The sequence below is a fragment of the Kumtagia ephedrae genome, assembly GCF_003012745.1.
Classification (GTDB): domain Bacteria; phylum Pseudomonadota; class Alphaproteobacteria; order Rhizobiales; family Rhizobiaceae; genus Kumtagia; species Kumtagia ephedrae.
Window position 1 is genome coordinate 1 of record NZ_PXYK01000025.1, and the last position, 24,880, is coordinate 24,880.

25 protein-coding genes are annotated in these 24,880 nt (G+C 66.7%); 19 read left to right on the top strand and 6 right to left on the bottom strand.

Translation table 11 applies throughout. The features are described 5' to 3' along the window. Positions 1 to 215: 215 nt before the first annotated feature. From nthA to C7I84_RS22175, 4 genes are read left to right on the top strand one after another with little or no spacing between them, the layout of a single operon-like run. On the top strand, positions 216 to 824 hold the full coding sequence (gene nthA / locus C7I84_RS22160; protein WP_106774402.1) for a nitrile hydratase subunit alpha: 609 nt from the start codon (positions 216 to 218) through the stop codon (positions 822 to 824). Beyond that, positions 821 to 1,480: a nitrile hydratase subunit beta gene (nthB, locus tag C7I84_RS22165; protein WP_106774403.1), complete on the top strand. Its 660-nt coding sequence runs from the start codon at positions 821 to 823 to the stop codon at positions 1,478 to 1,480. Before nthA ends, nthB begins: the two co-directional genes overlap by 4 nt. Then, on the top strand, positions 1,467 to 1,835 hold the full coding sequence (locus C7I84_RS22170; RefSeq protein ID WP_106774404.1) for a nitrile hydratase accessory protein: 369 nt from the start codon (positions 1,467 to 1,469) through the stop codon (positions 1,833 to 1,835). The genes nthB and C7I84_RS22170 overlap by 14 nt, the downstream gene beginning before the upstream one ends. Further along, positions 1,832 to 2,215, top strand: a complete 384-nt coding sequence (locus tag C7I84_RS22175; protein WP_106774405.1) for a RidA family protein — start codon at positions 1,832 to 1,834, stop codon at positions 2,213 to 2,215. Before C7I84_RS22170 ends, C7I84_RS22175 begins: the two co-directional genes overlap by 4 nt. An 18-nt stretch (positions 2,216 to 2,233) precedes the next feature. Here the strand turns inward: C7I84_RS22175 and C7I84_RS22180 are convergent, their stop codons facing one another. Continuing rightward, positions 2,234 to 2,854: a TetR/AcrR family transcriptional regulator gene (locus C7I84_RS22180; RefSeq protein WP_106774406.1), complete on the bottom strand. Its 621-nt coding sequence runs from the start codon at positions 2,852 to 2,854 to the stop codon at positions 2,234 to 2,236. 69 nt (positions 2,855 to 2,923) lie between these two features. Between C7I84_RS22180 and C7I84_RS22185 the strand changes: the two genes are divergently transcribed. Continuing rightward, positions 2,924 to 4,207, top strand: coding sequence for an MFS transporter (locus C7I84_RS22185; protein ID WP_165816175.1), 1,284 nt, complete (start codon positions 2,924 to 2,926; stop codon positions 4,205 to 4,207). Positions 4,208 to 4,324: 117 nt separating this feature from the next. Beyond that, positions 4,325 to 5,452: an ATP-dependent DNA helicase gene (locus C7I84_RS22190; RefSeq protein WP_106774476.1), complete on the top strand. Its 1,128-nt coding sequence runs from the start codon at positions 4,325 to 4,327 to the stop codon at positions 5,450 to 5,452. A 16-nt stretch (positions 5,453 to 5,468) separates the two neighbouring features. Here the strand turns inward: C7I84_RS22190 and C7I84_RS22195 are convergent, their stop codons facing one another. Beyond that, positions 5,469 to 5,861: a SpoIIAA family protein gene (locus C7I84_RS22195; RefSeq protein ID WP_106774408.1), complete on the bottom strand. Its 393-nt coding sequence runs from the start codon at positions 5,859 to 5,861 to the stop codon at positions 5,469 to 5,471. A gap of 107 nt (positions 5,862 to 5,968) precedes the next feature. On the opposite strand from C7I84_RS22195, the gene C7I84_RS22200 reads away from it, so the two are divergent. Both C7I84_RS22200 and C7I84_RS22205 read left to right on the top strand, forming a co-directional pair. Further along, positions 5,969 to 6,709 (top strand): pyridoxine 5'-phosphate synthase, encoded by a 741-nt coding sequence (locus C7I84_RS22200; protein ID WP_106774409.1) that lies wholly within the window; start codon positions 5,969 to 5,971, stop codon positions 6,707 to 6,709. Between the two features lie 100 nt (positions 6,710 to 6,809). Next, complete coding sequence (locus C7I84_RS22205) at positions 6,810 to 8,729, top strand: potassium transporter Kup (RefSeq protein ID WP_106774410.1); 1,920 nt, start codon at positions 6,810 to 6,812, stop codon at positions 8,727 to 8,729. 406 nt (positions 8,730 to 9,135) lie between these two features. Here C7I84_RS22205 and C7I84_RS22210 read toward each other — a convergent pair whose 3' ends face one another. Further along, positions 9,136 to 10,173 (bottom strand): aldo/keto reductase, encoded by a 1,038-nt coding sequence (locus C7I84_RS22210; protein ID WP_106774411.1) that lies wholly within the window; start codon positions 10,171 to 10,173, stop codon positions 9,136 to 9,138. Between the two features lie 34 nt (positions 10,174 to 10,207). Next, positions 10,208 to 11,401 carry an MFS transporter gene (locus C7I84_RS22215; protein WP_106774412.1) on the bottom strand — a complete coding sequence of 398 codons (1,194 nt, stop codon included), beginning with the start codon at positions 11,399 to 11,401 and terminating at the stop codon, positions 10,208 to 10,210. A 102-nt stretch (positions 11,402 to 11,503) separates the two neighbouring features. Here C7I84_RS22215 and C7I84_RS22220 point away from each other — a divergent pair, with 102 nt between their 5' ends. The 5 genes from C7I84_RS22220 (at position 11,504) to ilvC (ending at position 17,334) form a co-directional block, all read left to right on the top strand. Further along, complete coding sequence (locus C7I84_RS22220; RefSeq protein WP_106774413.1) at positions 11,504 to 12,415, top strand: LysR family transcriptional regulator; 912 nt, start codon at positions 11,504 to 11,506, stop codon at positions 12,413 to 12,415. Between the two features lie 87 nt (positions 12,416 to 12,502). After that, the gene (locus tag C7I84_RS22225; RefSeq protein ID WP_106774414.1) at positions 12,503 to 13,153 is read left to right on the top strand and encodes a LysE family translocator; all 651 of its coding nucleotides are present in this window, start codon (positions 12,503 to 12,505) and stop codon (positions 13,151 to 13,153) included. Positions 13,154 to 13,380: 227 nt separating this feature from the next. Further along, complete coding sequence (locus tag C7I84_RS22230) at positions 13,381 to 15,504, top strand: putative bifunctional diguanylate cyclase/phosphodiesterase (RefSeq protein ID WP_106774415.1); 2,124 nt, start codon at positions 13,381 to 13,383, stop codon at positions 15,502 to 15,504. A 161-nt stretch (positions 15,505 to 15,665) separates the two neighbouring features. Then, the gene (locus C7I84_RS22235; RefSeq protein WP_106774416.1) at positions 15,666 to 16,286 is read left to right on the top strand and encodes a TetR/AcrR family transcriptional regulator C-terminal domain-containing protein; all 621 of its coding nucleotides are present in this window, start codon (positions 15,666 to 15,668) and stop codon (positions 16,284 to 16,286) included. Between the two features lie 28 nt (positions 16,287 to 16,314). Continuing rightward, positions 16,315 to 17,334 carry a ketol-acid reductoisomerase gene (gene ilvC / locus C7I84_RS22240; RefSeq protein ID WP_106774417.1) on the top strand — a complete coding sequence of 340 codons (1,020 nt, stop codon included), beginning with the start codon at positions 16,315 to 16,317 and terminating at the stop codon, positions 17,332 to 17,334. 39 nt (positions 17,335 to 17,373) lie between these two features. Here the strand turns inward: ilvC and C7I84_RS29785 are convergent, their stop codons facing one another. Beyond that, on the bottom strand, positions 17,374 to 17,967 hold the full coding sequence (locus C7I84_RS29785; RefSeq protein WP_133170137.1) for a hypothetical protein: 594 nt from the start codon (positions 17,965 to 17,967) through the stop codon (positions 17,374 to 17,376). 285 nt (positions 17,968 to 18,252) lie between these two features. On the opposite strand from C7I84_RS29785, the gene C7I84_RS22245 reads away from it, so the two are divergent. The 3 genes from C7I84_RS22245 (at position 18,253) to C7I84_RS22255 (ending at position 19,988) form a co-directional block, all read left to right on the top strand. Then, positions 18,253 to 19,317, top strand: a complete 1,065-nt coding sequence (locus C7I84_RS22245; protein WP_106774418.1) for a chymotrypsin family serine protease — start codon at positions 18,253 to 18,255, stop codon at positions 19,315 to 19,317. 38 nt (positions 19,318 to 19,355) lie between these two features. Then, positions 19,356 to 19,580 (top strand): hypothetical protein, encoded by a 225-nt coding sequence (locus C7I84_RS29555; protein ID WP_133170138.1) that lies wholly within the window; start codon positions 19,356 to 19,358, stop codon positions 19,578 to 19,580. 117 nt (positions 19,581 to 19,697) lie between these two features. After that, positions 19,698 to 19,988, top strand: a complete 291-nt coding sequence (locus tag C7I84_RS22255; RefSeq protein ID WP_106774420.1) for a PilZ domain-containing protein — start codon at positions 19,698 to 19,700, stop codon at positions 19,986 to 19,988. A 119-nt stretch (positions 19,989 to 20,107) separates the two neighbouring features. Here the strand turns inward: C7I84_RS22255 and C7I84_RS22260 are convergent, their stop codons facing one another. After that, positions 20,108 to 20,713, bottom strand: coding sequence for a BA14K family protein (locus C7I84_RS22260; protein WP_106774421.1), 606 nt, complete (start codon positions 20,711 to 20,713; stop codon positions 20,108 to 20,110). A 162-nt stretch (positions 20,714 to 20,875) separates the two neighbouring features. Here C7I84_RS22260 and C7I84_RS22265 point away from each other — a divergent pair, with 162 nt between their 5' ends. The 3 genes from C7I84_RS22265 to C7I84_RS22275 all read left to right on the top strand — a co-directional run bounded on the left by C7I84_RS22265 (position 20,876) and on the right by C7I84_RS22275 (position 24,841). Next, a complete protein-coding gene (locus tag C7I84_RS22265) occupies positions 20,876 to 21,988 on the top strand; it encodes an endonuclease/exonuclease/phosphatase family protein (protein WP_106774477.1) in 1,113 nt (370 codons plus the stop codon). Positions 21,989 to 22,079: 91 nt separating this feature from the next. After that, on the top strand, positions 22,080 to 24,125 hold the full coding sequence (locus C7I84_RS22270; protein WP_106774422.1) for an acyltransferase family protein: 2,046 nt from the start codon (positions 22,080 to 22,082) through the stop codon (positions 24,123 to 24,125). A gap of 11 nt (positions 24,126 to 24,136) precedes the next feature. Continuing rightward, a complete protein-coding gene (locus C7I84_RS22275) occupies positions 24,137 to 24,841 on the top strand; it encodes a hypothetical protein (RefSeq protein ID WP_425351379.1) in 705 nt (234 codons plus the stop codon). Positions 24,842 to 24,880 lie beyond the last annotated feature (39 nt).

Genomic DNA, 24,880 nt, shown 5'->3' on the forward strand with positions numbered 1-24,880 from the left:
CCTCAACGCCGTCCGTCTTGCAAAGGGCAAGCACTCCATCAAAACCACGCGAAAGCTCGCCGGATGGGATACAAACGAACTCGCGCGAATCCTAAGCCCTGCCCGTTAACCTGGACTCGTTGCCCTGGGTGTTACGGGCTGAGCCCGCCCGGTGGCGCAATTCCCGGCACCATGTGCGGCTTGTCTGCACACCGACGCGGTTCTAGACTTCGCCGATGTCCCACGACCATGACCACGACAACGACCTCGACCGGATGGCCGCGCGGGTGCGGGCGCTGGAGACCATCCTCGTCCGCAAGGGGCTGGTCGATCCCCGGGCGATCGACGCCATCGTCGAGACCTACGAGACCAGGGTCGGACCCCGCAACGGCGCGCGCGTGGTGGCGAAGGCATGGACTGATCCGGCCTATGCCGACTGGCTGAAGCGGGACGCCACCGGAGCGATCGCCTCGCTCGGTTATACCGGCCGCCAGGGCGAACACATGCAGGCGGTATTCAACAGCCGGGACACCCACAACCTCGTCGTCTGCACGCTGTGCTCCTGCTATCCGTGGTCGGTGCTCGGGCTACCGCCCGTCTGGTACAAGGCCCCACCCTATCGCAGCCGCGCCGTCATCGATCCGCGCGGCGTGCTGGAGGAGTTCGGCCTGACCCTGCCGGGCGACAGGAAAATCCGCGTCTGGGACTCGACGGCCGAGCTGCGCTATCTCGTCGTGCCGATGCGGCCGGCCGGCAGCGAGGGCTGGGACGAGGAACGGCTGGCCGGCCTGGTGACGCGCGATTCGATGATCGGCACCGGGCTGGCGCTGGAGCCCGCGCCATGAACGGGCCGCAGGACCTCGGCGGGCAGATGGGGTTCGGGCCCGTCGCGCCGGAACAGGACGAGCCGTATTTCCACGCGGAATGGGAGAAGCGGGCGCTGGGCGTGACGCTGTGCGCCGGCGCGATGGGCGCCTGGACGATCGACGAAAGCCGCCACATGCGCGAGTCCCTGCATCCGGCGGATTATTATGCGTCCAGCTATTACGAAATCTGGATCAAGGCGCTGGAGCGGCTGCTGGTGCGGCACGAGTTCCTGACCGACGAGGAACTGGGGCGCGGCGAGGTGCTGTCGCCGGCGGCGACGCCGAAGCGCGTGCTGAAGGCGGAAAACGTCGCGGCGGTGCTGGCCAAGGGCGGACCGTGCGACCGGCCGGTGGACGCCGCGCCGCGCTTCAGGGCGGGCGACAAGGTGCGGACGAAGAATTTTCATCCGGCCGGCCATACCCGACTGCCGCGTTATGCGCGGGGCAGGCTCGGCGTGGTGGAGGCGGTGCGCGCGGGTTTTGTCTTTCCCGACACCAATGCGCATGGCGGGGGCGAGCAGCCGCAGCATGTCTACACGGTGGTCTTCGACGCCGGCGAGATCTGGGGCGAGGGCGCCGACGCGACCCTTACGGTCTCCATCGACGCCTGGGAGAGCTATCTTGAGCCGGCGTGAAGCCGCCGGAGCGCCGTTGCCGCCGGGAGTGGACGAGCCGGTCTTCGCCGAGCCCTGGCAGGCGGAAGTTTTTGCGATGGTCGTCGCGTTGCACGAAAGCGGCTTGTTCTCATGGAGCGAGTGGGCGGAGGCGCTGTCGGCCGAGGTGCATCGTGTCGATGCGGCGACGGACGGCCACGACTACTACGAGCATTGGCTTGCGGCGCTGGAGAAGCTGCTGGCGAAGAAGGGCGTGGCGGCGCCCGCCGCCGTCGATGCGCTGGCGGCGGCCTGGCAGCGCGCGGCGCATGCGACGCCGCACGGCAAGCCGATCCTTTTGGAGAATGATCCCGCACACGGCGCGGAGCTGCCATGAAACGCACGGTCGCCGCGCCGGAATTCGCGCACTATCCCGAGGCGTGGCACTTGTCGCCCGTGCTGGACACCGGCGATTTCGTCTTCCTGTCCGGGCAGACCGGCTGGCGGCCGGACGATACCGTGGCCTCGGACCCGGAAGAACAGTTCCGCGACGTGTTCGAGTTCCTGAAAGCGAATCTCGCCGCAGCCGGGCTGAGCTTCGCCGATGTCGTCGAGATGACCAGCTATCACATCGAGCTGAAGAAACATCTGCCGGCCTTCGTGAAGGTGAAGGACGAATACGTGTCAGCACCCTATCCGGCCTGGTCGGCAATCGGCGTGAGCGAGTTCATCAGCGACGGGACGCTGGTCGAGGTCAGGGTGATCGCCCGCCGGTGACGACGTGCGGTTCGTCGCCTAATCCCGCTCGAGGCTCGCATCGATCAACAGCTCGGCGTTCCTGGCGACAGCGGCCGCCGGGCCACCCGGCCCGAACAACTGGCCGCTGATGTAGGCACCCTCGATCAGCAGCAGCAGGCCGTCGCCCAGCGCGTCGGGATCGGCGGCACCCATGTCTTTCGCCATCTGCCGCAGGCGGCGGCGCAGCTCGCGCTTGTTGGCCTCACCGACCGCGCGCGCCGGATGGCCGGCCTCCGGATATTCGACCGCCGCATTGGTCATGCCGCAGCCGCGGTAATTCTGCATCACCGCGCGTTCGCCGACGCGCGACAGGAAGGCGAGGATCTGCCGGCGCGGATCGCCGGGATGGGCGTCGACCGCTTCATCGAAACGCTTCCAGAACTCCGTTTCGTAGACCCGCAGATAGGACGCCGCAAGCTCGTCTTTCGACTCGAAAGCCCGGTAGAGGCTGGGTTTGGTGACGCCGGCCTGCTTGACGATCTCGTCGACGCCGATGGCGCGGATGCCTTCCAGGTAGAAGAGCCGGCGCGCCGTGTCCAGAATGCGCTCGGCGGCACGCGGGCCCTGGCGGTTGCCGTAGGGTGCCGAGGTCGGGTTCAGGATTTTTTCGTCGCTCATCGGTGCGGTCGCTTGACAATGTTACTGAACGGTACGTATCTGACGACAAGATACGTACCGGTGAGTCACATGACAATAGCAAATTCGCGTCCGTTCGGCCAGCGCTACGCTTTCGTGGTGGTCGGCGTCATCTTCCTGTGCCTGCTGATCGCGGCCGGCCTGCGCTCGTCGATGTCGGTGATGATGGTGCCGCTGGAGGACGCCTTCGGCTGGCGGCGCGACGTCATCTCGCTGGCCGCCGCCGTTGGTATCTTCATCTATGGCCTCGCCGGGCCGTTCGCGGCGGCGCTGATGGAGCGCATCGGGCTGCGGCGCACGCTGCTGGCGGCGCTTTTGATCATGTCCGCCTCGACGGCGCTCAGCCTGCTGATGACAAAACCCTGGCAACTGGTGGCGACCTGGGGCGTGCTGTCCGGCGTCGGCTCCGGCGCGGTCGCGACCGTGCTCGGCGCAACAATCGTCAACCGCTGGTTCAAGACCAATCGCGGGCTGATGATGGGGCTGATGTCGGCGAGCGCGGCGACCGGCCTGCTCGTTTTCCTGCCGCTGCTCGCCGCGCTGTCGCAATGGGGCGGCTGGCAGCCGGTTGCGATCGCGGTCTCCGTCGCCACCGCGGCACTCGTGCCGCTGGTCTGGCTGCTGGTGCCGGAACGGCCGTCCTCGATCGGGCTGACCCGCTACGGCGCCGACGGCCCCGAGCCGGAGGCTGCCGCCGTCTCGGGAAACTTCCTGACGCACACGCTGTCGACGCTGCGCAAGGCGGCGGGGACGCGGGTGTTCTGGTATCTGTTCGCCACCTTCTTCATCTGCGGCTTCACCACCAACGGGCTGGTCGGCACGCATCTCATCGCCTTCTGCGGCGACATGGGCATCCCGGAAGTGCAGGCGGCGGGGCTGCTCGCCGTGATGGGCGTTTTCGACCTGATCGGCACGACCTTCTCCGGCTGGCTGACCGACCGTTTCGACCCGCGGAAACTGCTCGGCGTCTATTACGCGGTGCGCGGCCTGGCGCTGATCTACCTGCCGCTGTCCGGCTTCTCGCCGTGGGCGCTCGCGGTCTTCGCGGTGTTTTACGGGCTCGACTGGATCGCCACCGTGCCGCCGACGCTGAGGCTGTCCAACGAGGCGTTCGGCGACCGCAGCGGCCCGCTGGTGTTCGGCTGGATCGTCGCCGGGCATCAGGTGGGCGCGGCCGCCGCCGCCTTCTTCGGCGGTTACATGCGCGAGCTGCAGGGCGACTACGACCTCGCCTTCCAGATCGCCGGCCTGACGGCGATCGGCGCCGCCGCGCTGTCGCTGCTGATCCGGCCGACCGGGCCGCGGGAGGAAATGGCCGAGCCGCAGGCGGCGTAAGCGGCTTCACCCCGCCGCCAGGCACACCCGCGCCATTTCATGATTTCGGCGGCGTCGCTCGAGGGCGGAACCGATCCGGAGCTTGCTCTCGGGGCGAGAATCCTGTCTTTCAAGCCGATGGAATTCTCGCCGCAACAAGACGACGCGCTGAAGGTGGTGGCGGCCTGGCTGAAGACCGGCCGGCCGCAGATCTTCCGCCTGTTCGGTTATGCCGGCACCGGCAAGACGACGCTCGCCCGCTATTTCGCCGAGCATGTCGACGGCCAGGTGCAGTTCGCCGCCTTCACCGGCAAGGCCGCGCAGGTGCTGCGCTCGAAGGGCGCCGCCAACGCCCGCACCATCCATTCGCTGATCTACCGGCCGCGCGGCGAGGAGGCGGTGGCCGACGAGGCGACGGGAAAAACCTCGATGTCGCCGACCTTCTCGCTCAACCGCCAGAGCCCGATCGCCAAGGCCAAGCTCGTCGTCGTCGACGAGTGCTCGATGGTCGACGAGGCGCTTGGCCGCGACCTGCTGAGCTTCGGCACCCCGATCCTGGTGCTCGGCGATCCCGGCCAGTTGCCGCCGATCTCCGGCGGCGGCTTCTTCACCGAGCACGATCCGGATTTCCTGCTCACCGAGATCCACCGGCAGGCGCGCGACAATCCGATCATCCGGCTGGCGCTCGACGTGCGCGAGGGCAGGGAGTTCATGAAGGGCGACTACGGCACCGCCCAGGTGATCGGCCGCGAGGAGGTCACGCAGGATCTGGTGCTGAAGGCCGACCAGGTGCTGGTCGGCACCAATCGCACGCGAAAACGCTACAACAAGCGGCTGCGCGAGCTGAAGGGTTTTTCCGCCGACTACCCGCAGGCGGGCGACAAGCTGGTGTGCCTGCGCAACGACCCTTCCAAGGGCCTGCTCAACGGCTCGCTGTGGAAGGTCATGACGTCGGCGCGCGAAACCGTGAAGCCGGGCATCAACCTGCTGGTCTCGCCGGAGGAGGACGATCCGGACCGCGGCGTCGCCAAGATCAAGCTGCTGAAGGCGGCGTTCGAGGATCCGGACGCCGAAATCCCCTGGCAGCAGAAGAAACGCTTCGACGATTTCGACTACGGCTATGCGCTGACCGTGCACAAGGCGCAAGGCTCGCAGTGGAACGATGTGGTGCTGTTCGACGAAAGCTTCGCTTTCAAGGACACGCGCGACCGCTGGCTCTATACGGCGATCACGCGGGCCGCGGAGCGGCTGACGGTGGTGCGGTGAGGGCCGCGCTCACAGGCTATCCCTCCTCGTCCATCCAGGCCCACGCAGCTTCCTCGTCCTCCGGCGAAAACTGCCGGAAATCCACCGGCGCGGCGTCGAGGAAGAGGCCGCGCGTCGCGGCGAGCGCCAGCCGGTCGCCGACCACGGCGCAGCGCCGCACATGCTCGCGCGCATGCGCCTTGCCCTCGCGGATCGTGTCGGGCGCGACCTCCTGCCAGTCCACGCCCTCGTTGTCGACGACGCGCAGCAGCACGTCGATCTCCGGGTCGAGGACATAGGCGGCCTCCAGCAGGCCGTAGAGGTTCTCGATGTCGGCGGCCGATACATGGCCGACGACGTCGAAGGCGTGCAGGCTGCGGCGATCGGTATCGATGCGGCGCACGGCCGGGACCGACTCGAGCGAACTCATCCATTTCTCCATGCAGGCATCCGATTGTCTGCAACACAATAATCCGCTTTCCGTTCCCCTCTTTCAGCCTGTAGGGAAGGCTGACAACCCTCGGGAGGCGAAGACTCATGCCCGCCAAACTGTCCGTGAACCTCAATGCGGTGGCGATGCTGCGCAACCGGCGCGACCTGCCCTGGCCGAGCGTCACGGAGCTGGGGCGCATAGCGCTTTCCGCCGGCGCGCACGGGCTGACGGTGCATCCGAGGCCCGACCAGCGGCATGTCCGCTTCTCCGATCTGCCCGAGCTGCGCGCATTGATCGACGACGCCTTTCCGCGGGCGGAGTTCAACATAGAAGGTTATCCGGACGAGGCATTCCTTGCCCTGGTCGAGAAGACCGCGCCGGAGCAGGTGACGCTGGTGCCCGACGATCCGTCGCAGGCGACCTCCGACCACGGCTGGAATTTTCGCGCCCAGGCGGAATTCCTGCGGCCGGTCGTGCAGAGGCTGAAGCGCAGGGGATTTCGGGTGTCGCTTTTCGCCGATCCCTCGCCGGACGGGGTGGAGATCGCCCGCGCGCTCGGCGCCGACCGCATCGAGCTTTATACCGGGCCGTACGGCAGTTGCCATTCCGATTCAGCAAAAGCCGCCAATGAGCTGGAAAAGCTCGGAAAAACCGCGGACGTCGCACTGGCCGCCGGGCTCGACGTCAATGCCGGCCATGACCTGACGGTGGACAATCTGCCGGCGCTGGCGCGGCGCATCCCGAGGCTGGCGGAGGTGTCGATCGGCCACGCGCTCACAGCCGAGGCGCTGGAGCACGGCATGGCCGCAACGGTGCGCCGCTTCCTCGCGGCTTGCGGCTGGTAGCCGCCGGCATAGGCCTATAGTCTCGGGTCGGGAGGCCGCTGTTGCTATTGCAGCGCAGCAAGCGTAGAGGAGCGCCCGTTTGCCGGAGGCGCCGACACAGATGGCCATCGAGGGCTCAGCGGAAGACGAGCAGCCGGCTTCGGTTGCCGGCGACCACCAGGAGCATTCGCAGGACATGCGGATCCTGATGCTCGGCGCCCTCGGCGTCGTCTATGGCGACATCGGCACCAGCCCGATCTATGCCTTCCGCGAGGCGCTGGTGGCGGCGGCCGGCGACGGCGTGGCGGCGCGCGAGGCGGTGCTCGGCGTGCTGTCGCTGATCGTCTGGGGGCTCACCATCATCGTCACGGTCAAATATGTCGGCTTCGTGCTGCGCGCCGACAATCGCGGCGAGGGCGGCACGCTGTCGCTGATGGCGCTGGCGCGCGCCAGCTTCTCCAACCGTTCCGGCGCCATCCTGCTGATCGGCATCCTCGGCGCGGGCCTGTTCTATGGCGACGCCGTGATCACCCCGGCGATCTCGGTGCTGTCGGCGGTCGAAGGCCTCAAGGTGGTCACGCCGGCCTTCGAGCCGTTCGTGGTGCCGCTCACGCTGGTGATCCTCGCCATCGTCTTCTCGGTGCAGCGCTTCGGCACGGGCAAGGTGGCGACCGTGTTCGGTCCGATCACCGCGCTGTGGTTCCTCGCCATAGGCTATTCCGGGCTGACGCACATCCTCGACGACCCGGAGATCCTCTACGCGCTCAATCCGCTGGAGGGGATCGCCTTCCTCTTCAATTCGCCGGACGTCGCCTTCGTCACGGTCGGTGCCATCTTCCTCGCCGTCACCGGCGCGGAGGCGCTTTATGCCGATCTCGGCCATTTCGGACGGCGGCCGATCGTGCTTGCCTGGCTGTCCATCGTCTTTCCCTGCCTGCTGCTCAATTACTTCGGACAGGGCGCCTTCGTTCTGTCGCATGACGGCGCCATCGGCCATCCCTTCTTTGAGATGAACCAGGGGTGGATGCTGGTGCCGATGGTGGTGCTGGCGACGGCGGCGACCGTCATCGCCAGCCAGGCGGTGATCTCCGGCGCCTTCTCGCTGACGCGGCAGGCGGTGCAGCTCAACCTGCTGCCGCGCTTCCAGATCCAGCACACGTCGAAGACGCAGTCCGGCCAGATCTACCTGCCGCGCGTCAATCTGCTGCTGGCGCTGGCGGTGATGATGCTGGTGGTCGGCTTCGGCGAATCGAGCGACCTCGCCGCCGCCTACGGCATCTCCGTCACCGGCAACATGCTGATGACGACGATCCTGCTCTATGTGGTGATGACGCGCATCTGGAAATGGCCGCTGGCGTGGGCGCTGGCGCTCACCCTCGTCTTCGCCGTCATCGACGTCGGCTTCTTCGTCTCCAACATCGTCAAGGTGTTCGACGGCGGCTGGGCCTCGCTCGTGGTGGCGCTGTCGGTAGTGCTGATCATGGTCACCTGGGTGCGCGGCTCGCGGCAGCTCTTCGACAAGACGCGCAAGAACGAGATTCCGCTCGATTTCCTGGCCGGCAGCATGGCCAAGAAGCCGCCGCAGCTCGTGCCCGGCACCGCTGTCTTCCTGACCAGCGATCCGCAGAGCGCGCCGACGGCGATGATGCACAGCCTGAAGCACTACAAGGTGCTGCACCAGCAGAACGTCATTCTGACCGTGGTGACGGCGCCGCAGCCTTTCGTGTCCGATGACGACCGGGTGAAGATGGAGCCGGTCAACGAGCTGTTCATGCGGATCACGCTCACCTTCGGCTACATGGAGCGGCCGAACATCCCCAAGGCGCTGGCGATCTGCCGCAAGCAGGGCTGGAAATTCGACATCATGACGACGTCGTTCTTCCTGTCGCGGCGCTCGCTCAGGCCGTCTCCCAATTCCGGCATGCCGGTCTGGCAGGACAAGCTGTTCATCGGGCTCGCCCGCACGGCGGCCGACGCCACCGAGTATTTCCAGATACCGACCGGCAGGGTGGTGGAGATCGGCACGCAGGTGGCGATCTAGGGTTCGGCGGGTATGCCGGGTAGGTCGAGCTGACGAGATCAGGAACGGAAGCGATAAGCCCTTCCGTCTGCTCCGCCGGAGCGCTTCGCTCCCGGTACGGCATGGATCCTAGGGTCTCCGCAGTTCGCTTCGCTCCTGCTACGCCCTAGGATGACGAAGAGGAGAGCCGTCTACGCCAATCGGGAACGTTGGCGATTAGCGGTAAACCCCTTCGCATTCGTCATCCTAGGGCGGAGCAGGCCGAAGGCCGTCGCGGAGACCCTAGGATCCATGCCGTGCCGGTGGCGAAGCGCTCCGGCGGAGTAGAAGAAAGCAACAGGCGGGTATCGACCGGCCCCCAGTGGGGAGAGTGAGGCGAGCGCAGCGACCACCAGAAACGGCGAGGCAAAATCCACGCCCGCCGGTTTCACCCCACGATAGGCGGGTTCAGGCGGGCAAAACCTTCCTGCCGCCGATAAGGGAAATGCGGATAGGGCGCAGTCACCGCGCTCGCCGCATCGAGCTTTTCGACCTGCTCAGCCGCCAGCGACCAGCCGACCGCGCCGAGATTGTCGCGAAGCTGCTCTTCGTTGCGGGCGCCGATGATGACGGAGGAGACGGTCGGCCGCCGGGTCAGCCAGTTGATCGCGACCTGCGGCACGCTTCTGCCGGTTTCGGCCGCGACCTCCTGCAAGGCATCGACCACCCGGTAGAGCAGTTCGTCCTCCACCGGCGGGCCGAAGCTTGCCGTCTCATGCAGGCGGCTGCCCGCAGGAAGCGGCTTGCCGCGGCTGATCCTGCCGGTCAGGCGTCCCCAGCCGAGCGGGCTCCAGACCAGCGCGCCGAGCCCCTGGTCGGCTCCGAGCGGCATCAGATCCCATTCGTAGTCGCGGCCGACCAGCGAATAATAGACCTGGTTGGCGACATAGCGCGCCCAGCCGTGTCTTTCGGCGACGGCGAGCGACTTCATGATCTGCCAGCCGGAGAAATTGGAGACGCCGATGTAGCGGAGCTTGCCGTCAGCCACGAGCCGGTCGAGCGTCGAGACGACCTCCTCGACCGGCGTCGAGGCGTCGAAGGCATGCAGCTGGAAAATGTCGATGTGGTCGGTGCCCAGCCGTTTCAGCGCCGCCTCCACCGAGCGGATCAGCCGGGAGCGGGAGGAGCCCCGGTCGTTCGGCCCGTCACCGGTCGGCAGGCTCGCCTTGGTGGAGATCAGCACCGCGTCGCGCCGGCCCTTGATCGCCGCGCCGAGCACTTCCTCCGAACCGCCGTTCGAATAGATGTCGGCCGTGTCGAACAGGTTGACTCCGGCTTCCAGGCAGATGTCGACGAGGCGGCGGGCCTCTTCCACGTCGGTTGTGCCCCAATGGCTGAACAGCGGGCCGGAGCCGCCGAACGTGCCGGCTCCGAAGCCGAGGACCGGCACTCTGAGGCCGGACGCACCGAGATTGCGGTATTCCATGATCGTGTCTCCTGAAACGGGATTGTCGTGCAGCTCATTCCGCGGGGGCGGGACAGGGCCGGGGGCCGGCAATGCTGGCGCTGCGTCTATCCAGGCGGACGGCGAGGAGCGCCACGCCGAGGGCGGCGATCGGCACCATGCCGGCGACCAGGGTGATGGCCGGCAGGCCGGGCCCGTGATCGATGACGGCGCCGCCGAGCCAGGCGCCGATGGCGTTGCCGAGATTGAAGGCGGCGATGTTGAAGCTCGACGCCAGCCCCTGGCCGGCGCCGTCGGCCTTCTCCAGCAGCCACATCTGCAGCGGCGGCACCGTGGCGAAGGCGGCGGCGCCGAACAGGCCGACGGCGACGACCGCGGCGATGGGCTGGTGGATGGCGGCGGTCATGGCTAGCAGCGTGAGGGACAGCAGGGCCAGGCTGCCGAGCAGAGTGGGCACCAGCCAGCGGTCGGCCAGCCGGCCGCCGGCGAGGTTGCCGGCGACCAGGCCGGCGCCGAAGACCAGCAGGATGGGCGACACCGCGGCCGCCGAAAAGCCGGTGACCTCGGTCAGGATCGGCGCGATATAGGTGAAGGCGGCGAACACGCCGACCCAGGAGAGCACCGTGGTGAGCAGGCCGAGCAGCACCGGGCGGCGGGTCAGCACGGCCAGCGCGCTGCCGCTCTCCTCGGTTTCCCCCGTCGGTTCGTCGCGCGGCACCAGCAGCGCGATGATCGCCAGCGCCGCGACGCCGACCAAGGTCACCGCCCAGAAGGTGGCGCGCCAGCCATAGGCCTGGCCGAGCCAGGTGCCGAAGGGCACGCCGAGGATATTGGCGACGGTGAGGCCGGTGAACATGATGGCGATGGCCGACGCCTTGCGGTTCGGCGCTACGAGGCCGGTGGCGACCACCGAGCCGACGCCGAAGAAGGAGGCGTGGGCGAAGGCGGTGAGCACGCGCGCCGCCATCAGCGTCCAGTAGTCGGGCGCCAGCGCGCAGGCGAGGTTGCCGAGGGTGAAGACCACAATCAGGCCGAGCAGCAGCGTCTTCTTCGACCAGCGGCCGGCAAGGGCGCCGAGCAGCGGCGCGCCGACGACGACGCCGAGGGCGTAGCCGGAGATCAGCATGCCCGCCGCCGAGATCGACACGCCGAGATCGGCGCCGACTTCGAGCAGCAGGCCCATGATGACGAATTCGGTGACGCCGATGCCGAAGGCACCGGCCGTCAGGGCATAGAGGGCGAGGGGCATTGGACATTTCCAGTCAAGAGCTTGGGAGGCCCTGAAGATGGACATGCCCGCTTTGGTGAACTAGCCTGCCGGAAGGAACATGACTTGTGAGATGAAGTCATCATGGGCAGGCTCGACGTCAATCGCTCCGGCGAAATGGAGGTTTTCTCGCGGGTCGTCGAACTCGGCGGCTTCACGGCGGCGGCGCGCGACTTCCGCATGACGCCGTCTGCCGTCAGCAAGCTGGTGGCGCGGCTGGAGCGGCGGCTCGGCGTGAGGCTGATCAACCGGTCGACGCGAAAACTGCAGCTCACGCCGGAAGGCGCTGCCTTCCACGACCGGGCGTTGCGCATCCTCGGCGACATGGACACGGCCGAGCGCGAGGCCGCCGCCGGTACCGCGCCGCGCGGCCGGCTGCGGGTCAACTGCAACGTGGCCTTCGGGCTGCACTACCTGCTTCCGCTGGTTCCGGCCTTCATCGCCCGGCATCCCGACGTCACCGTCGATATCGTGCTCACCGATACCGTCGTCGACCTGCTCGAGGAGCGCGCCGACGTCGCCATGCGGGTCGGGCCCTCGCGCGAATCGCGGCTGCTTGCCCGAAAGCTCGGCGAGACGCGCAGCATGGTGGTGGCCTCGCCGGCCTATCTGGAACGGCACGGCATGCCGAAGTCGCCCGCCGATCTCGCCGGCCACAACCGCCTCGGCTTCTGTTTCGTCAGGCTGATCGAGGGATGGCCGTTCGCCGACGGCGGCGGCGGGACAGTCAACGTGCCGCCGCTGGGCAATGCGCTGGTCAGCGACGGCGAGGCGATGCGGCATCTGGCGATCGCCGGGCTGGGCATGGCCCGGCTCGGCGTCTTTCACATCCGCCGCGACGTCGAGGCGGGACGCCTGGTGCCGGTGCTGGAGGATTTCAATCCGGGCGATACCGACCCGGTGCATGCGATCTTCGTGGGGCAGGGCGGGCACCTGCCGGCGCGCGTGCGCGCCTTCCTCGACTTCCTCGCCGAGACGGTGCGGCTCGACCGATAGGCCGTGTCCTTATCGAATTGCAGCCATGCCCATTGACAGCCGGGCGTCCGATCTGGCTGGCTCGACGCTCGCACGAGGAGCACATCAATGGAAATCGTCACGCCGGGCCTTGCCAACATCACGCTGTTCACCGGGGCGGCGCTGATCCTGCTGCTCGTGCCCGGCCCGGCTGTTCTCTACATCGTGGCCCGCTCGGTGGAGCAGGGGCGGTTCGCCGGCTTCGTCTCCGATCTCGGCATCCACTCGGCGACCCTGGTGCATGTCTTTGCCGCGGCGCTCGGCCTGTCGGCGCTGCTCGCCTCGTCGGCGGTCGCCTTCAGCGTCGTCAAATATGCCGGCGCCGCTTATCTGATCTGGCTCGGGTTGAAGAAGATATTCGGCCCCGCCGAACCGCTCGACATCGAGGGCCAGATGAAGCGCTACGGCCATTGGCGGCTGTTCCGCGACGGCTTCGTGGTCAACCTGCTCAATCCGAAGACCGCGCTTTTCTTCCTCGCCTTCCTGCCGCAGTTCGTCGACGTCAGCCGCGGCCACCTGGCGATGCAGATCACCATCCTCGGCCTGATCTTCACCGGGCTCGGCTTCCTCACCGACGGTTGCTACGCGCTCGCCGCCGGCACGGCGGGCGGCTGGCTGAAGCGCAGCCGCGGCTATCTCAAATTCGAACGTTACGTCAGCGGCGTGCTGTTCATCGGCCTCGGCGTGAGCGCGGCGCTGGCGGGCAACGGCAAGAAATAGACGGCCTCAGCACCCGCGAGGCGGCGGAAAAATCGTCGAGAACCCCGCTCAATGCCGGGGTTCTCGAGACGAAACCATCGACTTTTCGCGGAAATCGGCGCGATTGTGAGCGCTTCCCGCAAATCGTGATCGACTTTTGCGGGCGTCGGTGCCGCATTTAGCAGTTTGTTTTTTCTTTTTTCTTATGCCAGCAATTACGACGCGCAACTGTCCCGGGGATACAGGGAATGCTTCGTGTTGTGAGCTGCCTGGCCTATGAGCACGACCTGTCCTTCGTCCTGGTCGCCGCCGTCATCTGCATAGCCGGCTCCGTCATGACGATGCGCCTGTTCGACCGGGCCAAGCGTCTCTCCTCGGCAAATCGTGCGATCTGGGTCGTGCTGTCGGGCGTGGCCGGCGGCGCCGCCATCTGGACCACCCACTTCGTCGCCATGCTTGGCTTCCGCCCGCCGGCCGAATTCGCCTACGAGCCGGTACTGACGCTGGTCTCGTTCGGCTTCGCCGTGGTGTTCGTGGCGGCCGGCCTGCATGTGGCGACCCTTTCCGCGAAGGGATGGCAGATCGAGGCGGGCGGCGCACTGCTCGGCCTGGGCATCTCGGTCATGCATTTCACCGGCATGAACGGCCTCGACGTCGCCGGCCGGATCGAATGGGACTGGACGCTGGTTGCCGCCGCGGTGGTGCTCGGCGTCGTCTTCGGGGCGCTCGCCACCAACCGCGCGGGCAGGGCCGCCGGCGCGCCCGGCAAGCTGCTCGGCGCTGGTGCCCTGGTGCTGGCGATCTGCTCGATGCACTTCACCGCGATGGGTGCCGCCATCTTCGTTCCCGATGCATCGGAAGGGATGGCGACGGGGGTCTTCTCGCGCGAACTGATGGCCCTGTCGGTGCTCGCCGTCATGTCGATCGTCACCGGGCTGGCGCTCTACGTGCTCGACGCGCGCTCGCAGCGCGAGATGCTGGACAGCTTCCGCCATGCGGCGCTGCACGATCCGCTTACCGGCATGCCGAACCGCGCCTACCTGTCGTCGCGCCTGCCGGCGATGCTGGAGGCCGGCACCAGGTCGGGCCGCAAGGTCGCCATCATCGTCCTCGATCTCGACCGCTTCAAGGACGTCAACGACGTCCACGGCCATACGGCGGGCGACGCGCTGCTGCAATCCCTGACCACGCGGCTCAAGGAAGTCACCCTGCCGGGCGAGTTCGTCGCCAGGGTAGGGGGCGACGAATTCATCGCGGTCAAGCAGGACATCGCCGGCGAGAACGACGTGCTCGGCTTCGCCCAGAGGCTGGTCGCCTGCATTTCGCGGCCCGTCGCCTATCGCGACCGCACCTTGTCGGTGGGCGTCAGCCTCGGCATCAGCCTCTATCCGACCGATGCCGATACGGCGGACGAGCTGATCGGCGTCGCCGATCTCGCCATGTATCGCGCCAAGAAGCAGGTCGGCCACAAGATCTGCTTCTACGACCAGTCCATGGACGAAGGCAGGCGCACCAGGAGCGTGCTGGCGATGGATCTCTGTGGCGCGGTCGGCCGCAACGAACTGCTGCTCCACTACCAGCCGCAGATCGACGTCAGGAGCGGCGAGATCACCGGCTTCGAGGCTTTGCTGCGCTGGCAGCACCCGCAGCGCGGGCTGGTCGGGCCGTCGGAGTTCATCCCCATCGCCGAGGAGACCGGCCTGATCCTGCCGATCGGCGAGTGGGTACTGCGCACCGCCTGCGCCGAAGCCGCGTGCTGGCGCAAGCCCTACAAGCTGGCGATCAACATCTCGTCGGCGCAGTTGACCCAGTCCGGTCTGCCTGGCCTCGTCCACGAAATCCTGCTTGAGACCGGGCTTGCGCCGTCGCGGCTGGAGCTGGAGATCACCGAGGCGACGATCATCGACGACGTCAACGGAACCTTGCGCGTGGTGCGCCAGCTCAAGGCGTTGGGCGTCACCATCGCCATGGACGACTACGGGACCGGCTATTCGTCGCTGTCGACGCTGCAGATCTTCCCCTTCGACCGGATCAAGATCGACCGCTCCTTCGTCGAGCGGGTGACGACCAACAGGGCATCGGCGGCGATCGTCAAGGCGACGATCCTGCTGGCCGACAATCTGGAAATACCGGTGCTGGCGGAGGGCGTCGAGACCGAGGAGAATCTCGGCTTCCTGCGGGACGCGGGCTGCGCCGAGGCGCAAGGCTTCCTGTTCGGCCGGCCGCTGCCGGTGTCGGACATCGCCGCCCTGGCCGGGCGGGCGCGAAAGACAACCATCCAGCCGCTGCCGCAGCGCCCTGCCGAAGGCAGCTCAGCGGCGACCTCGCTCGGCGTCGAAAACCTTGCCAAGGTCGCGGCCGCGCCGCGATAGGCTCCATCCGCCTCGTCTATTGCCGCGATAGCACTTGCATTTGCCGGTCGGCCGGCGCATAAGGCCGAACCGTAACGTACGGTACGGTCCGCGAGCGGGCCGGGCAAGCGGGAAGATCGGTGTTGCAGTCCGCATCGCACAGCGAAGGCGTTGAGAACGGGATGCTGACGGACCGTCAGCAGGCCGTGCTGGATGCCGTGCTGGCGCTGATGGTCGAGCAGGGCGGCGACTTCAGCATGACCTCTGTGGCACGCCGCGCCGCCTGCTCGAAAGAGACGCTTTACAAATGGTTCGGCGACCGCGACGGCCTGCTGACGGCGACGGTGCGCTGGCAGGCGTCGAAGGTGCGCGCCGGCAACTATGACAGCCAGCGGCTCGACGCCGCGGCGCTGCGCGAGAGCCTGGAGAATTTCGCCGCGAACTGGCTGAAGGTGATCTCGTCGAGCACGTCGATCGCGCTCAACCGTGTCGCCGTCAGCCATGCGGCGTCCGGCAAGAGCAACCTCGGCCACATCGTGCTCGACAACGGCCGCTTCGCCATCGGCGAGCGGCTGAAGCCGCTGCTGGAGGCCGGCCGCGCCGCCGGGCTGCTTGCCTTCGACGACAGCGAAGCGGCGTTCCGCAGCTTCTTCGGGCTGGTCGGCCGCGACGTGCAGATCCGCCTGCTGCTGGGCGACGGTCTGAAGCTGACGGCCGCCGAGATTTCGCGCGATGCAAGCCAGGCGACGGCGCAGTTCCTCGCGCTTTTCGGTGCCGAGCGCCCGAAGGCCCGTTTTATCTGACACCATCAACCAGGAAGGGAATGTCTCAATGCGTGTCTATTACGATCGCGACGCCGATCTGAACCTGATCAAGGGCAAGAAGGTCGCCATCATCGGCTACGGCTCCCAGGGCCGCGCCCATGCGCTCAACCTCAAGGATTCCGGCGTCAAGGAGATCGCCATCGGCCTGAAGGCCGGTTCCCAGACCGCCAAGAAGGTCGAGGCCGACGGGCTGAAGGTGATGAGCGTCGCCGACGTCGCGAAATGGGCCGATTTGATGATGATGGCCACGCCCGACGAGCTGCAGGCCGACATCTATCGCGACGAGATCGCGCCGAACATCCGCGACGGCGCGGCGATCGCCTTCGCCCACGGCCTCAACGTGCATTTCGGGCTGATCGAGCCGAAGAAGACCGTCGACGTGCTGATGGTTGCGCCGAAGGGCCCCGGCCACACGGTGCGCGGCGAATACCAGAAGGGCGGCGGCGTGCCCTGCCTGGTCGCGGTGCACCAGGACGCTTCGGGCAACGCGCTCGATCTCGGCCTCAGCTATGCCTGCGGCGTCGGCGGCGGCCGCTCCGGCATCATCGAGACCAACTTCAAGGAAGAGTGCGAGACCGACCTGTTCGGCGAGCAGGTGGTGCTGTGCGGCGGCCTGGTCGAGCTCATCCGCGCCGGCTTCGAGACGCTGGTGGAAGCCGGCTACGCGCCGGAAATGGCCTATTTCGAGTGCCTGCACGAGGTGAAGCTGATCGTCGACCTGATCTATGAGGGCGGCATCGCCAACATGAACTACTCGATCTCCAACACCGCCGAGTGGGGCGAATACGTCTCCGGCCCGCGCATCATCACCGCCGAGACCAAGGCCGAGATGAAGCGGGTGCTCAACGACATCCAGACCGGAAAATTCACCAGCGAGTGGATGCAGGAGTACCGGGCCGGTCTGTCGCGCTTCAAGGGCATCCGCCGCATGAACGACTCGCATCAGATCGAGGAGGTCGGCGCCAAGCTGCGCGGCATGATGCCGTGGATCGCCAAGAACAAGCTGGTCGACAAGGCGAAGAACTGAGGCGATCCGCTTCGACCTGAGCGGCGCCGTAGGCGCTGCTCAGGCGTTCAAATGTCCGACATATATTCCATTGTCCGATAGTGTGTCCTCAGCCTTATCAAGATAGTCTACAACAGATTTTATAAGGTTAATTCCACGGAAGAATTTTATATCGCCTCGATCAGATTCGATTAGAAAAACTGATTCTACGTGTTTTCTTTGGTGTATAAGTCTGAAAAGTACTTCAATATCTTTTTCTGCATGCCCAAAGCGTTGCTTAAAAGTTATGTCGTCGTTTATAATAATCATATTTTTTGCATGAACTATGTTTCCTATTATCTCCCAAAGATTATATCTGTAATCAGAATCCTCGAAATAAAGTCCCGTCTCGTCACGTTTAGCTATGAAGGATCTTAGCTCTTCTGCTTTTAGCTTTTTCTGAGTTTTGGTTAGTTCAGCTAGGCGCCTAAGAGATATGCAAAGCAATATTGTGTCGCGGATCGCTAGCTCAGTGGCTCTCGTCTCATAGTATCCATGACCAATCACTTCCGAATACCTGGCGGTACAAAACGCCGCTAGGCGCGCAGTTGCTTCAGTGCTGTCGTAGAACGCCTGCTTGCAAAGTTCTGCATCCAGATTGTTCGCCGTTGCCAAAGCGTGCCCCCGAACGAAGTTGAACGCTTCCTATATGTGCTTGGTGTTGGGGCGAGCACGCAAGGGGATTGAAGCTACTATCGCGGCAGATCCACGATCCCTCCTCGCGCGTCCTCGGGCTTCGCCCTGCGGGCGAGCGTGGTGATCGCCAAAAAAACAGACCGGTGGACGAGCAAATAACCGAACCTGTCAGGACAAGATGTAAACAAGGGCCGCCGACCGCTCCGCGGCCCTTGTTTTTTGCTAGACTGCGATTCGCAGGGCAGGGCGCGTTCGGAGGGTTTGATGCAAATCGAATCGGCGCTCGAGCTGCAGGCGCGAATCTTTTCCCAGATATTCAACTTCATCGAGCTGCCCGCGGCGGCAGGCATGGGCGCGTTTTTGCCGCCCGGCCTTTTCCTCGACCCGATGCTGCTGGAGACCAAGTCGGCGCGGCCGCGCCGGCCCCCGCGCCGACGCGCCAACGACATCGCGCTCGGCGTGACCGAAGGGACGGGCGCCGGCGATGCCAGGCTGGCGGTGCTGGTGCAGAGCCGCGGCAAGATGCAGAGCGCGGTGGTCGAGGACATCGTCGGCCTGGCCAGGGGCGAGGCCGAGGTTCTCTACATCGGCCGGCAGCGGCCGCTGTGGACCACCGCGCGCAACGACCCGATCCGGCTGGGCTGCAGCATCTCGCCGGTCACGGTGCCCTATGCCGGCACGCTCGGCTGCTTCTGCCGGGACAATCTGAGCGGCAGGATGACGATCCTGTCCAACAACCATGTGCTGGCCGACGTCAATGCGGTGCCGGTCGGCACGGCGGTGATGCAGCCGGGCGCGCGCGACGAGGGCAATGCCGAAAAGGACGTCATCGCCGAGCTCATCCGCTTCGTGCCGATCCAGTTCGGCGGTTTCCCCAACCGTGTCGACGCGGCGGTCGCCGCGCTCACCGAGCATGGCCGGGCCGAGGACCGCGAAACCCTCTACGACAGCGAGGAGGTTCCCGAGCCGGCGATCACCTTGCAGCCCGGCGAACTGGCCGAAGCCCTGCCGGGCATGAGCGTGTTCAAGACCGGCCGGACGACACGTCAAACGCGCGGAAAAGTGCGCGCCGTCAACGTCAACAACTACCTCGTCGACGTCGGGGTGGGGCTGGCGCGCTTCGACGGCCAGATCGTCATCGAGACAGACATGGCGCCGCAGCCGTTCAGCCGGCCGGGCGACAGCGGCTCGCTGATCGTCGACGAGAACGGCCGTCCCCTCGGCCTGCTGTTTGCCGGCTCCGCCTCGGGCGGCGCCGGAAACGTTGGATTCACGGGGGCAAACCCTATATTGTCGGTGACGGAGCAATTGGGCGTGACGCTCGTCTAGGGCAAGGCGGGCCGTCACGAAAGCTGTGTGGGGCCGGCATGAAACACTCGATGGACGAGGCCAGGGAAATCCAAAAAGCCTTCGAGGAGCGTTTTGGCGACAGGGAAGGGCTGCTCGGGATAGGCATCTGTCTCAATCCGGGCAAGGACGATCTGGCGCTGAACATCTCCGTATCCCGCGAAGGGCAGGCTTCGGGGCTGCCGGCGACCTTCGACGGGCTCGACGTCGTCGTCGACGTGGTCGGATCCATCCGCGCCTTCTGAAGTCGTTGCCGGAAGTATCGCTGCGGACACGCTTTTGTGTCCGCCTGTCCCATCGCGGCACACTTGCGCTTGGTCCGCTTCTTGCAGCACTTCTCGCATGAGCGAGGAGGTCCGCACATGACACCGATCACCGAAAAATCCATCGGCATCGACGGCGTGGTCTTCGCCGAGCGCAGGCAGGCGGAGCGCCGCCGTGTGCTCAAGGGCGGCAGGCTCTCCTTCAACAGCGGCTATGGCAGCGCCGAATGCGTGGTGCGCAACCTGTCCGCGACCGGAGCGCGTCTCACTTTCGGGGATAGCTCGGCCATTCCGCAGCGCTTCGACCTTCTGATCACCAGCGAGGAAACGCCGCGCGGCGCAGTGGTGCGCTGGCGCAGCCGGACGGCGCTCGGCGTGTCCTTCGGGTAACGCCTGCGGGCGACGTTCCGTGCCGTTTCGGCCGGCCCCGCGGGGGGCGCCGGCGGCGGCACGAGAGCCGGCGCAGCGGGGGGCTGCGCCGGCTCAGCGGCCGAGATGGCGATCAGCCGTCAGCTATAAGGCGAATAACACTGCCGCCGCGGCCCGTTATAGGGCTGGAAGGTGTTGTCCCAGGCGCGGTAGCTGCGATAGCGCGAGTAGCACCAGCGCACATGCGCATTGCCGGCGACGGGCGCGCGGTAAACACGGCGCGGCGCGACATAGTAGGGATCGTAGCCGCCGTAGATCGGCACGCCTAGGCTGAGATAGATGCCGGAGTCGTAGCGGTCGCGATAGCGGCGGTAGCGCCAGCCGTCGTCCCAATGCCGGCGGGCATGCCGCCGCCAGTAGCGGTCGCGGCGCCATTCGCGGTCGCCCCGCCAGTGGCGGCGCTCGCCGCGCCAATGGCGACGATCGCCGCGCCATTCGCGGTCTCCACGCCACTGCCGGCCGCCGCCACGCCATTCGCCGCCGCCGCGCCGCTGCCGCCAGACCGGATTTGTCCCGCCGCGGAACTCGCCCTCGACGACCGGTACGACAGGAACGGCTGAGCCGGCCGCCGGCGCCTGCGGTTTGGCGATCGGGAGCGGCGCCGACTGAGCGCTCCCCGCGAGGCCGGTCAGCACGCCGAGCGCTATCACGCCCGCGCGCGCGAAACTCGAGAATGCGGTGATCATTTTCAGGTCTCCAGAACCAAACCCGCCGCCCGCGGATGCCGAGAGAGAAGCATCGTAGGACCACCACGATGAACGGCGGATGAATGGTTTTGTTCCGGCGCAGCCCGCGGGAGCCACGCCACGGGCTTGTCTTCGCCCGCGCCAGAAGGCATGAAGCGCTGCATGTCGCTGCGCCTCGCCACGTTCAACGTCGAGAACCTGATGAACAGGTTCGACTTCTCCGGCTATCGCAACCAACTGCACCAGGACCGCACCCTGGCGTTGTTCCACATCCGCGACGAGGCGGAGTTCCGGCTGCTGGAGCAGGCGCGCACCATCGCCCATACCGACGATACCCGACAGCTCACGGCGCTCGCCATCGCAGCCGCCCGCGCCGACATATTGTGCCTGCAGGAGGTCGACAACATCGAGGCGCTGAAGGCCTTCGAATACGGCTACCTGTTCAAGATGGTGGGGCAGGGCTATCGGCAGAAGTTCACCACCGCCGGCAACGATACGCGCGGCATCGACGTGGCTGTCATGATGCGCGAGCAGACGCGCGACGGCCAGCCGATCGAGTTCGTGCGCATGAACAGCCATGCGCCGCTCAGCTACGGCGAGCTCGGCCTGCACACGCCGGAGCTGGCGGCGCTCGGCATCGAGCCGCAGGAACGGGTGTTCCGCCGCGACTGCCTGGAAATCGACGTCAGGATCGGCGGGCAGCCGCTCACCATCTATGCCGTGCACTTCAAGTCGATGGGCGGGCCGCGCGACGGCGTGCCGGGCCGCGACGCCACCATGCCGGTGCGCATCGCCGAGGCGAAGGCTGTGCGCCACGTCATCGAAAGCCGCTTTGGCATCGATCACGCGCGCGCAAAACGCTGGGTGATCTGCGGCGACCTCAACGACTACCGCCAGCGCGTCGTCATCGAGGGCGACGGGCAGCCAAGCTATGCCTTCACCGTGGTCGACGAGCAGGCATCGGCGCTCGACCACCTGCTCGCCGACGGTTTTGCCCACAATGTCGTCGAACGCCTGCCGGAGATGGAGCGCTGGACGCTCTATCACACGCGCGGGCCGCAGGAGCGGCATCTGTGCCAGCTCGACTACCTGCTGCTGTCGCCGGCGCTGGCCGAGCGCAACGCCACCGCCGTGCCCGACATCGTCCGCAACGGACAGCCCTGGCGCACCATCTTCCCGCCGGGCCAGGAGGTCGAGCGCTTCCCGCGCGTCGGCTGGGACCGGCCGAAGGCGTCGGATCACTGCCCGGTCGCCATAACCCTCGACATTGCGTGACGCCTTGGTCGACACCGATACCCACCATGGCCGCCAAAGACCTCCGGACCCGGCGCGCCGCAATGCCGCCGACGATCGCCGGCGGCCTTCGATGAGAGAAGGCGCGCCGTCGCCGGGTCGTCTCGGAACGCTCGAGCGGCTCGACTACCGGGCCGACATCGACGGGCTGCGGGCGCTCGCCGTCCTGCCGGTGGTGTTCTTCCATGCGGGCGTCGCCGGCTTTTCCGGCGGCTTCGTCGGCGTCGACGTCTTCTTCGTCATCTCCGGCTACCTCATGGCCGTGCTGATCGCCGGCGAGATCGACCGCGGCGAGTTCAGCCTCGTGCGGTTCTACGAGCGCCGCATCCGGCGCATCTTCCCGGCCCTCTTCGCCATGATCGCGGCCTGTGCCGTCATGGCCTGGCTCTTCTTCATGCCGGACGAGTTCAGCCTGTTCGCACGCAGCGTGAGAGGCGCCGCGCTGTTCGTGTCGAACATCCGGTTCGAGCGGGAGATGGGCTATTTCGACATCGCCTCGGAGATGAAGCCGCTGCTCCACACCTGGTCGCTCGCGGTCGAGGAGCAGTTCTACATCGTCTTCCCGCTGGTGCTGATGGCGATCGCCCGCTTCGTGCCGCGACGGGTCGTCCCGATCCTGCTGGCATTGCTGCTCGCCTCGCTCATCGCCAGCGCCTGGATGGTGCACGACGATCCCGAGGCGGCGTTCTACCTGGCGCAATTTCGGGCTTGGGAGCTGCTGCTCGGCGCGCTGCTGGCCTTCAACGCCGTGCCGCGGCCCGGTGGAGCGATGGCGCGCCAGCTGATGGCCGCGATCGGTGTCGCCCTGATCGGTTTGGCCGTCTTCACCTTCAGCGAGGACACTGTCTTTCCAGGTCTCTCGGCGCTGGTTCCCTGCGTCGGAGCGGCGCTGGTCATCCATGCCCGCGCGTCCGGCGGCCCGGCCGGCCTGTTGCTGGCGGCGCGGCCGCTGGTCTTCGTCGGCCTGATCTCCTACTCGCTCTATCTCTGGCACTGGCCGATCGTCGTCTTCACCAACTATCTCTTCGGTCCCGATCCGTCGCTGGCCCGCAGTGGCCTGATCGTCGCGGCCTCGCTGGCCGCGGCGGTCGTCTCGTGGCGCTTCGTCGAGCGCCCCTTCCGGGGTAGCGCCAGCCGCGTCGCGCGCCGGCCGCTGTTCGCTGGCGCGACGGCCGTGATGGCGGCGTCGGCCGTGTTCGCCTATGTAGTCGTCGCCGGCGACGGACTACCCGGCCGGTTGCCGCCCGCGGCGGCCAAGGTCTACAGCGCGGTGCACGACAACGGTCGCTTTTCCTCGGCCGAATGCTTCCTTGAGTCGGACGGAGACGGCCTGTCCCTGGAGGATATTCGCGCCGGAAAACTCTGCCGGGTGGGCTTGCCGGGGCCCAACCCGCGCTTCCTGGTCTGGGGCGATTCGCATTCCGCGGCCATGGCGCCTGCTATCGACGCGTCGGCGGTCCAGGCTGGCGTCGGCGGGCTCTTTGTCGGAACCGGCGGCTGCCCACCGCTTCCGGACGTGCGGCTGTCCAAGGTGCGGGATATCGAACGCTGCCGCGACTACAATCAGGCCGTGCTTGATCTGATCGAGAGCATGCGCATTCCGGAAGTCATCATGGTCGCCTACTGGCCGAAATACGTGCATGGCGCCGAACTGCCGAACCAAGGGGTCTATTTCGATCCATCGGTGCCGCCGCCGGTGGAGGACCGTTCCGCCCCGATCGCCGAGGCGATGGACCGGGTCCTGGCGCGCCTGACGGAGCGCGGCACGAAGGTGGTGCTGGTCATGGACGTGCCGGAGATGGGCTACTTCGTGCCGGAAGCCCTGGCCCGCGCGGCCATCACCGGCGGCTCGACCGACATCGCGCCGTCCTGGGCTTACACCGAGAAGAGGCAGGCGCTCGCCCGAAAGATGCTGCAAGATTTTGCCGCCAAGTACAGCGCCACGGCCGTCGATCCGCTGCCGGCCTTCTGCAGCGACGGCCGCTGCCATGCCGAACGGGACGGCGTGCCTCTCTATACCGATTCCGATCACATCACGGCGACCGCCGCGCGCAGCCTGAGCCATCTCTACCAGCCGGTCATGCAGCGCATCCGCGAGGCGGAAACGGCGGACGACTGACCGGAGGCAGCATGTTGGCGTTTCCCCGCAACCAGGTGGCGCCGGTCTCGGCGGTCGAGGTGAGGCTGGAACCGGGCCCGCATCCGTTCGAGGTCGAGCACGCCGCGGCGATCGAGGCCAGCTGGCAGCGCGAGGTCGCAGCGAATCCCGCGCTGTTCGACGGCCGGGTCGTGCTGCTTTCGCACATCGCCTACGATCGCGGCAGGCTCGCCGGCCGCTGCCATGCGGTGCGCTATGCGACGCTCCTGCACTGGCGGCACAGTCGCCCGCCGGGCGCCGAGCACGCCTTCGCGCATGCCGCGCTGGTGTCGGGCGACGGCGCGCTGGTGGCCATCCGCATGGGCGCGCACACGGCCAATGCCGGGAAGGTCTATTTCGCCGCCGGCTCGTTCGAGCCGGTCGATTTCCGCGACGGCCTTGTCGATATAGATGCCAACATGGCACGCGAGGTGTTGGAGGAGACCGGGCTCGACATCGCCGCTTCGCCCGTCGACGAGACCTATCACCTCTATTCGCAGAATGCGACGACGGTGATCTTCCGCCGCTACCATCTGGCCGAAAGCGCCGACGCCATCGCCGCGCGGATTTCGGCCTTCGTCGCTTCCGAGGCCGAGCCGGAGATCGAGGGGCCGGTAATCATCCGCGGCCCCGACGACCTGCCCGACGGGCTGATGCCGCATATGCGGGCGATCGTCGACTGGCACTTCGGCCAGTGAGTTTCCGCATGGCGGCGCAAGAGCCTTCGCGCCGCCGTC

Bases quoted from the DNA above. Each gene is read 5' to 3' on its own strand.
- nthA (WP_106774402.1), top strand. From the start codon at position 216: ATGTCCCACGACCATGACCACGACAACGACCTCGACCGGATGGCCGCG.
- nthB (WP_106774403.1), top strand. From the start codon at position 821: ATGAACGGGCCGCAGGACCTCGGCGGGCAGATGGGGTTCGGGCCCGTC.
- C7I84_RS22175 (WP_106774405.1), top strand. From the start codon at position 1,832: ATGAAACGCACGGTCGCCGCGCCGGAATTCGCGCACTATCCCGAGGCG.
- C7I84_RS22180 (WP_106774406.1), bottom strand. From the start codon at position 2,854: ATGAGCGACGAAAAAATCCTGAACCCGACCTCGGCACCCTACGGCAAC.
- C7I84_RS22185 (WP_165816175.1), top strand. From the start codon at position 2,924: ATGACAATAGCAAATTCGCGTCCGTTCGGCCAGCGCTACGCTTTCGTG.
- C7I84_RS22190 (WP_106774476.1), top strand. From the start codon at position 4,325: ATGGAATTCTCGCCGCAACAAGACGACGCGCTGAAGGTGGTGGCGGCC.
- C7I84_RS22195 (WP_106774408.1), bottom strand. From the start codon at position 5,861: ATGAGTTCGCTCGAGTCGGTCCCGGCCGTGCGCCGCATCGATACCGAT.
- C7I84_RS22200 (WP_106774409.1), top strand. From the start codon at position 5,969: ATGCCCGCCAAACTGTCCGTGAACCTCAATGCGGTGGCGATGCTGCGC.
- C7I84_RS22205 (WP_106774410.1), top strand. From the start codon at position 6,810: ATGGCCATCGAGGGCTCAGCGGAAGACGAGCAGCCGGCTTCGGTTGCC.
- C7I84_RS22210 (WP_106774411.1), bottom strand. From the start codon at position 10,173: ATGGAATACCGCAATCTCGGTGCGTCCGGCCTCAGAGTGCCGGTCCTC.
- C7I84_RS22215 (WP_106774412.1), bottom strand. From the start codon at position 11,401: ATGCCCCTCGCCCTCTATGCCCTGACGGCCGGTGCCTTCGGCATCGGC.
- C7I84_RS22220 (WP_106774413.1), top strand. From the start codon at position 11,504: ATGGGCAGGCTCGACGTCAATCGCTCCGGCGAAATGGAGGTTTTCTCG.
- C7I84_RS22225 (WP_106774414.1), top strand. From the start codon at position 12,503: ATGGAAATCGTCACGCCGGGCCTTGCCAACATCACGCTGTTCACCGGG.
- C7I84_RS22230 (WP_106774415.1), top strand. From the start codon at position 13,381: ATGCTTCGTGTTGTGAGCTGCCTGGCCTATGAGCACGACCTGTCCTTC.
- C7I84_RS22235 (WP_106774416.1), top strand. From the start codon at position 15,666: ATGCTGACGGACCGTCAGCAGGCCGTGCTGGATGCCGTGCTGGCGCTG.
- ilvC (WP_106774417.1), top strand. From the start codon at position 16,315: ATGCGTGTCTATTACGATCGCGACGCCGATCTGAACCTGATCAAGGGC.
- C7I84_RS22245 (WP_106774418.1), top strand. From the start codon at position 18,253: ATGCAAATCGAATCGGCGCTCGAGCTGCAGGCGCGAATCTTTTCCCAG.
- C7I84_RS29555 (WP_133170138.1), top strand. From the start codon at position 19,356: ATGAAACACTCGATGGACGAGGCCAGGGAAATCCAAAAAGCCTTCGAG.
- C7I84_RS22255 (WP_106774420.1), top strand. From the start codon at position 19,698: ATGACACCGATCACCGAAAAATCCATCGGCATCGACGGCGTGGTCTTC.
- C7I84_RS22260 (WP_106774421.1), bottom strand. From the start codon at position 20,713: ATGATCACCGCATTCTCGAGTTTCGCGCGCGCGGGCGTGATAGCGCTC.
- C7I84_RS22265 (WP_106774477.1), top strand. From the start codon at position 20,876: ATGTCGCTGCGCCTCGCCACGTTCAACGTCGAGAACCTGATGAACAGG.
- C7I84_RS22270 (WP_106774422.1), top strand. From the start codon at position 22,080: ATGAGAGAAGGCGCGCCGTCGCCGGGTCGTCTCGGAACGCTCGAGCGG.
- C7I84_RS22275 (WP_425351379.1), top strand. From the start codon at position 24,137: ATGTTGGCGTTTCCCCGCAACCAGGTGGCGCCGGTCTCGGCGGTCGAG.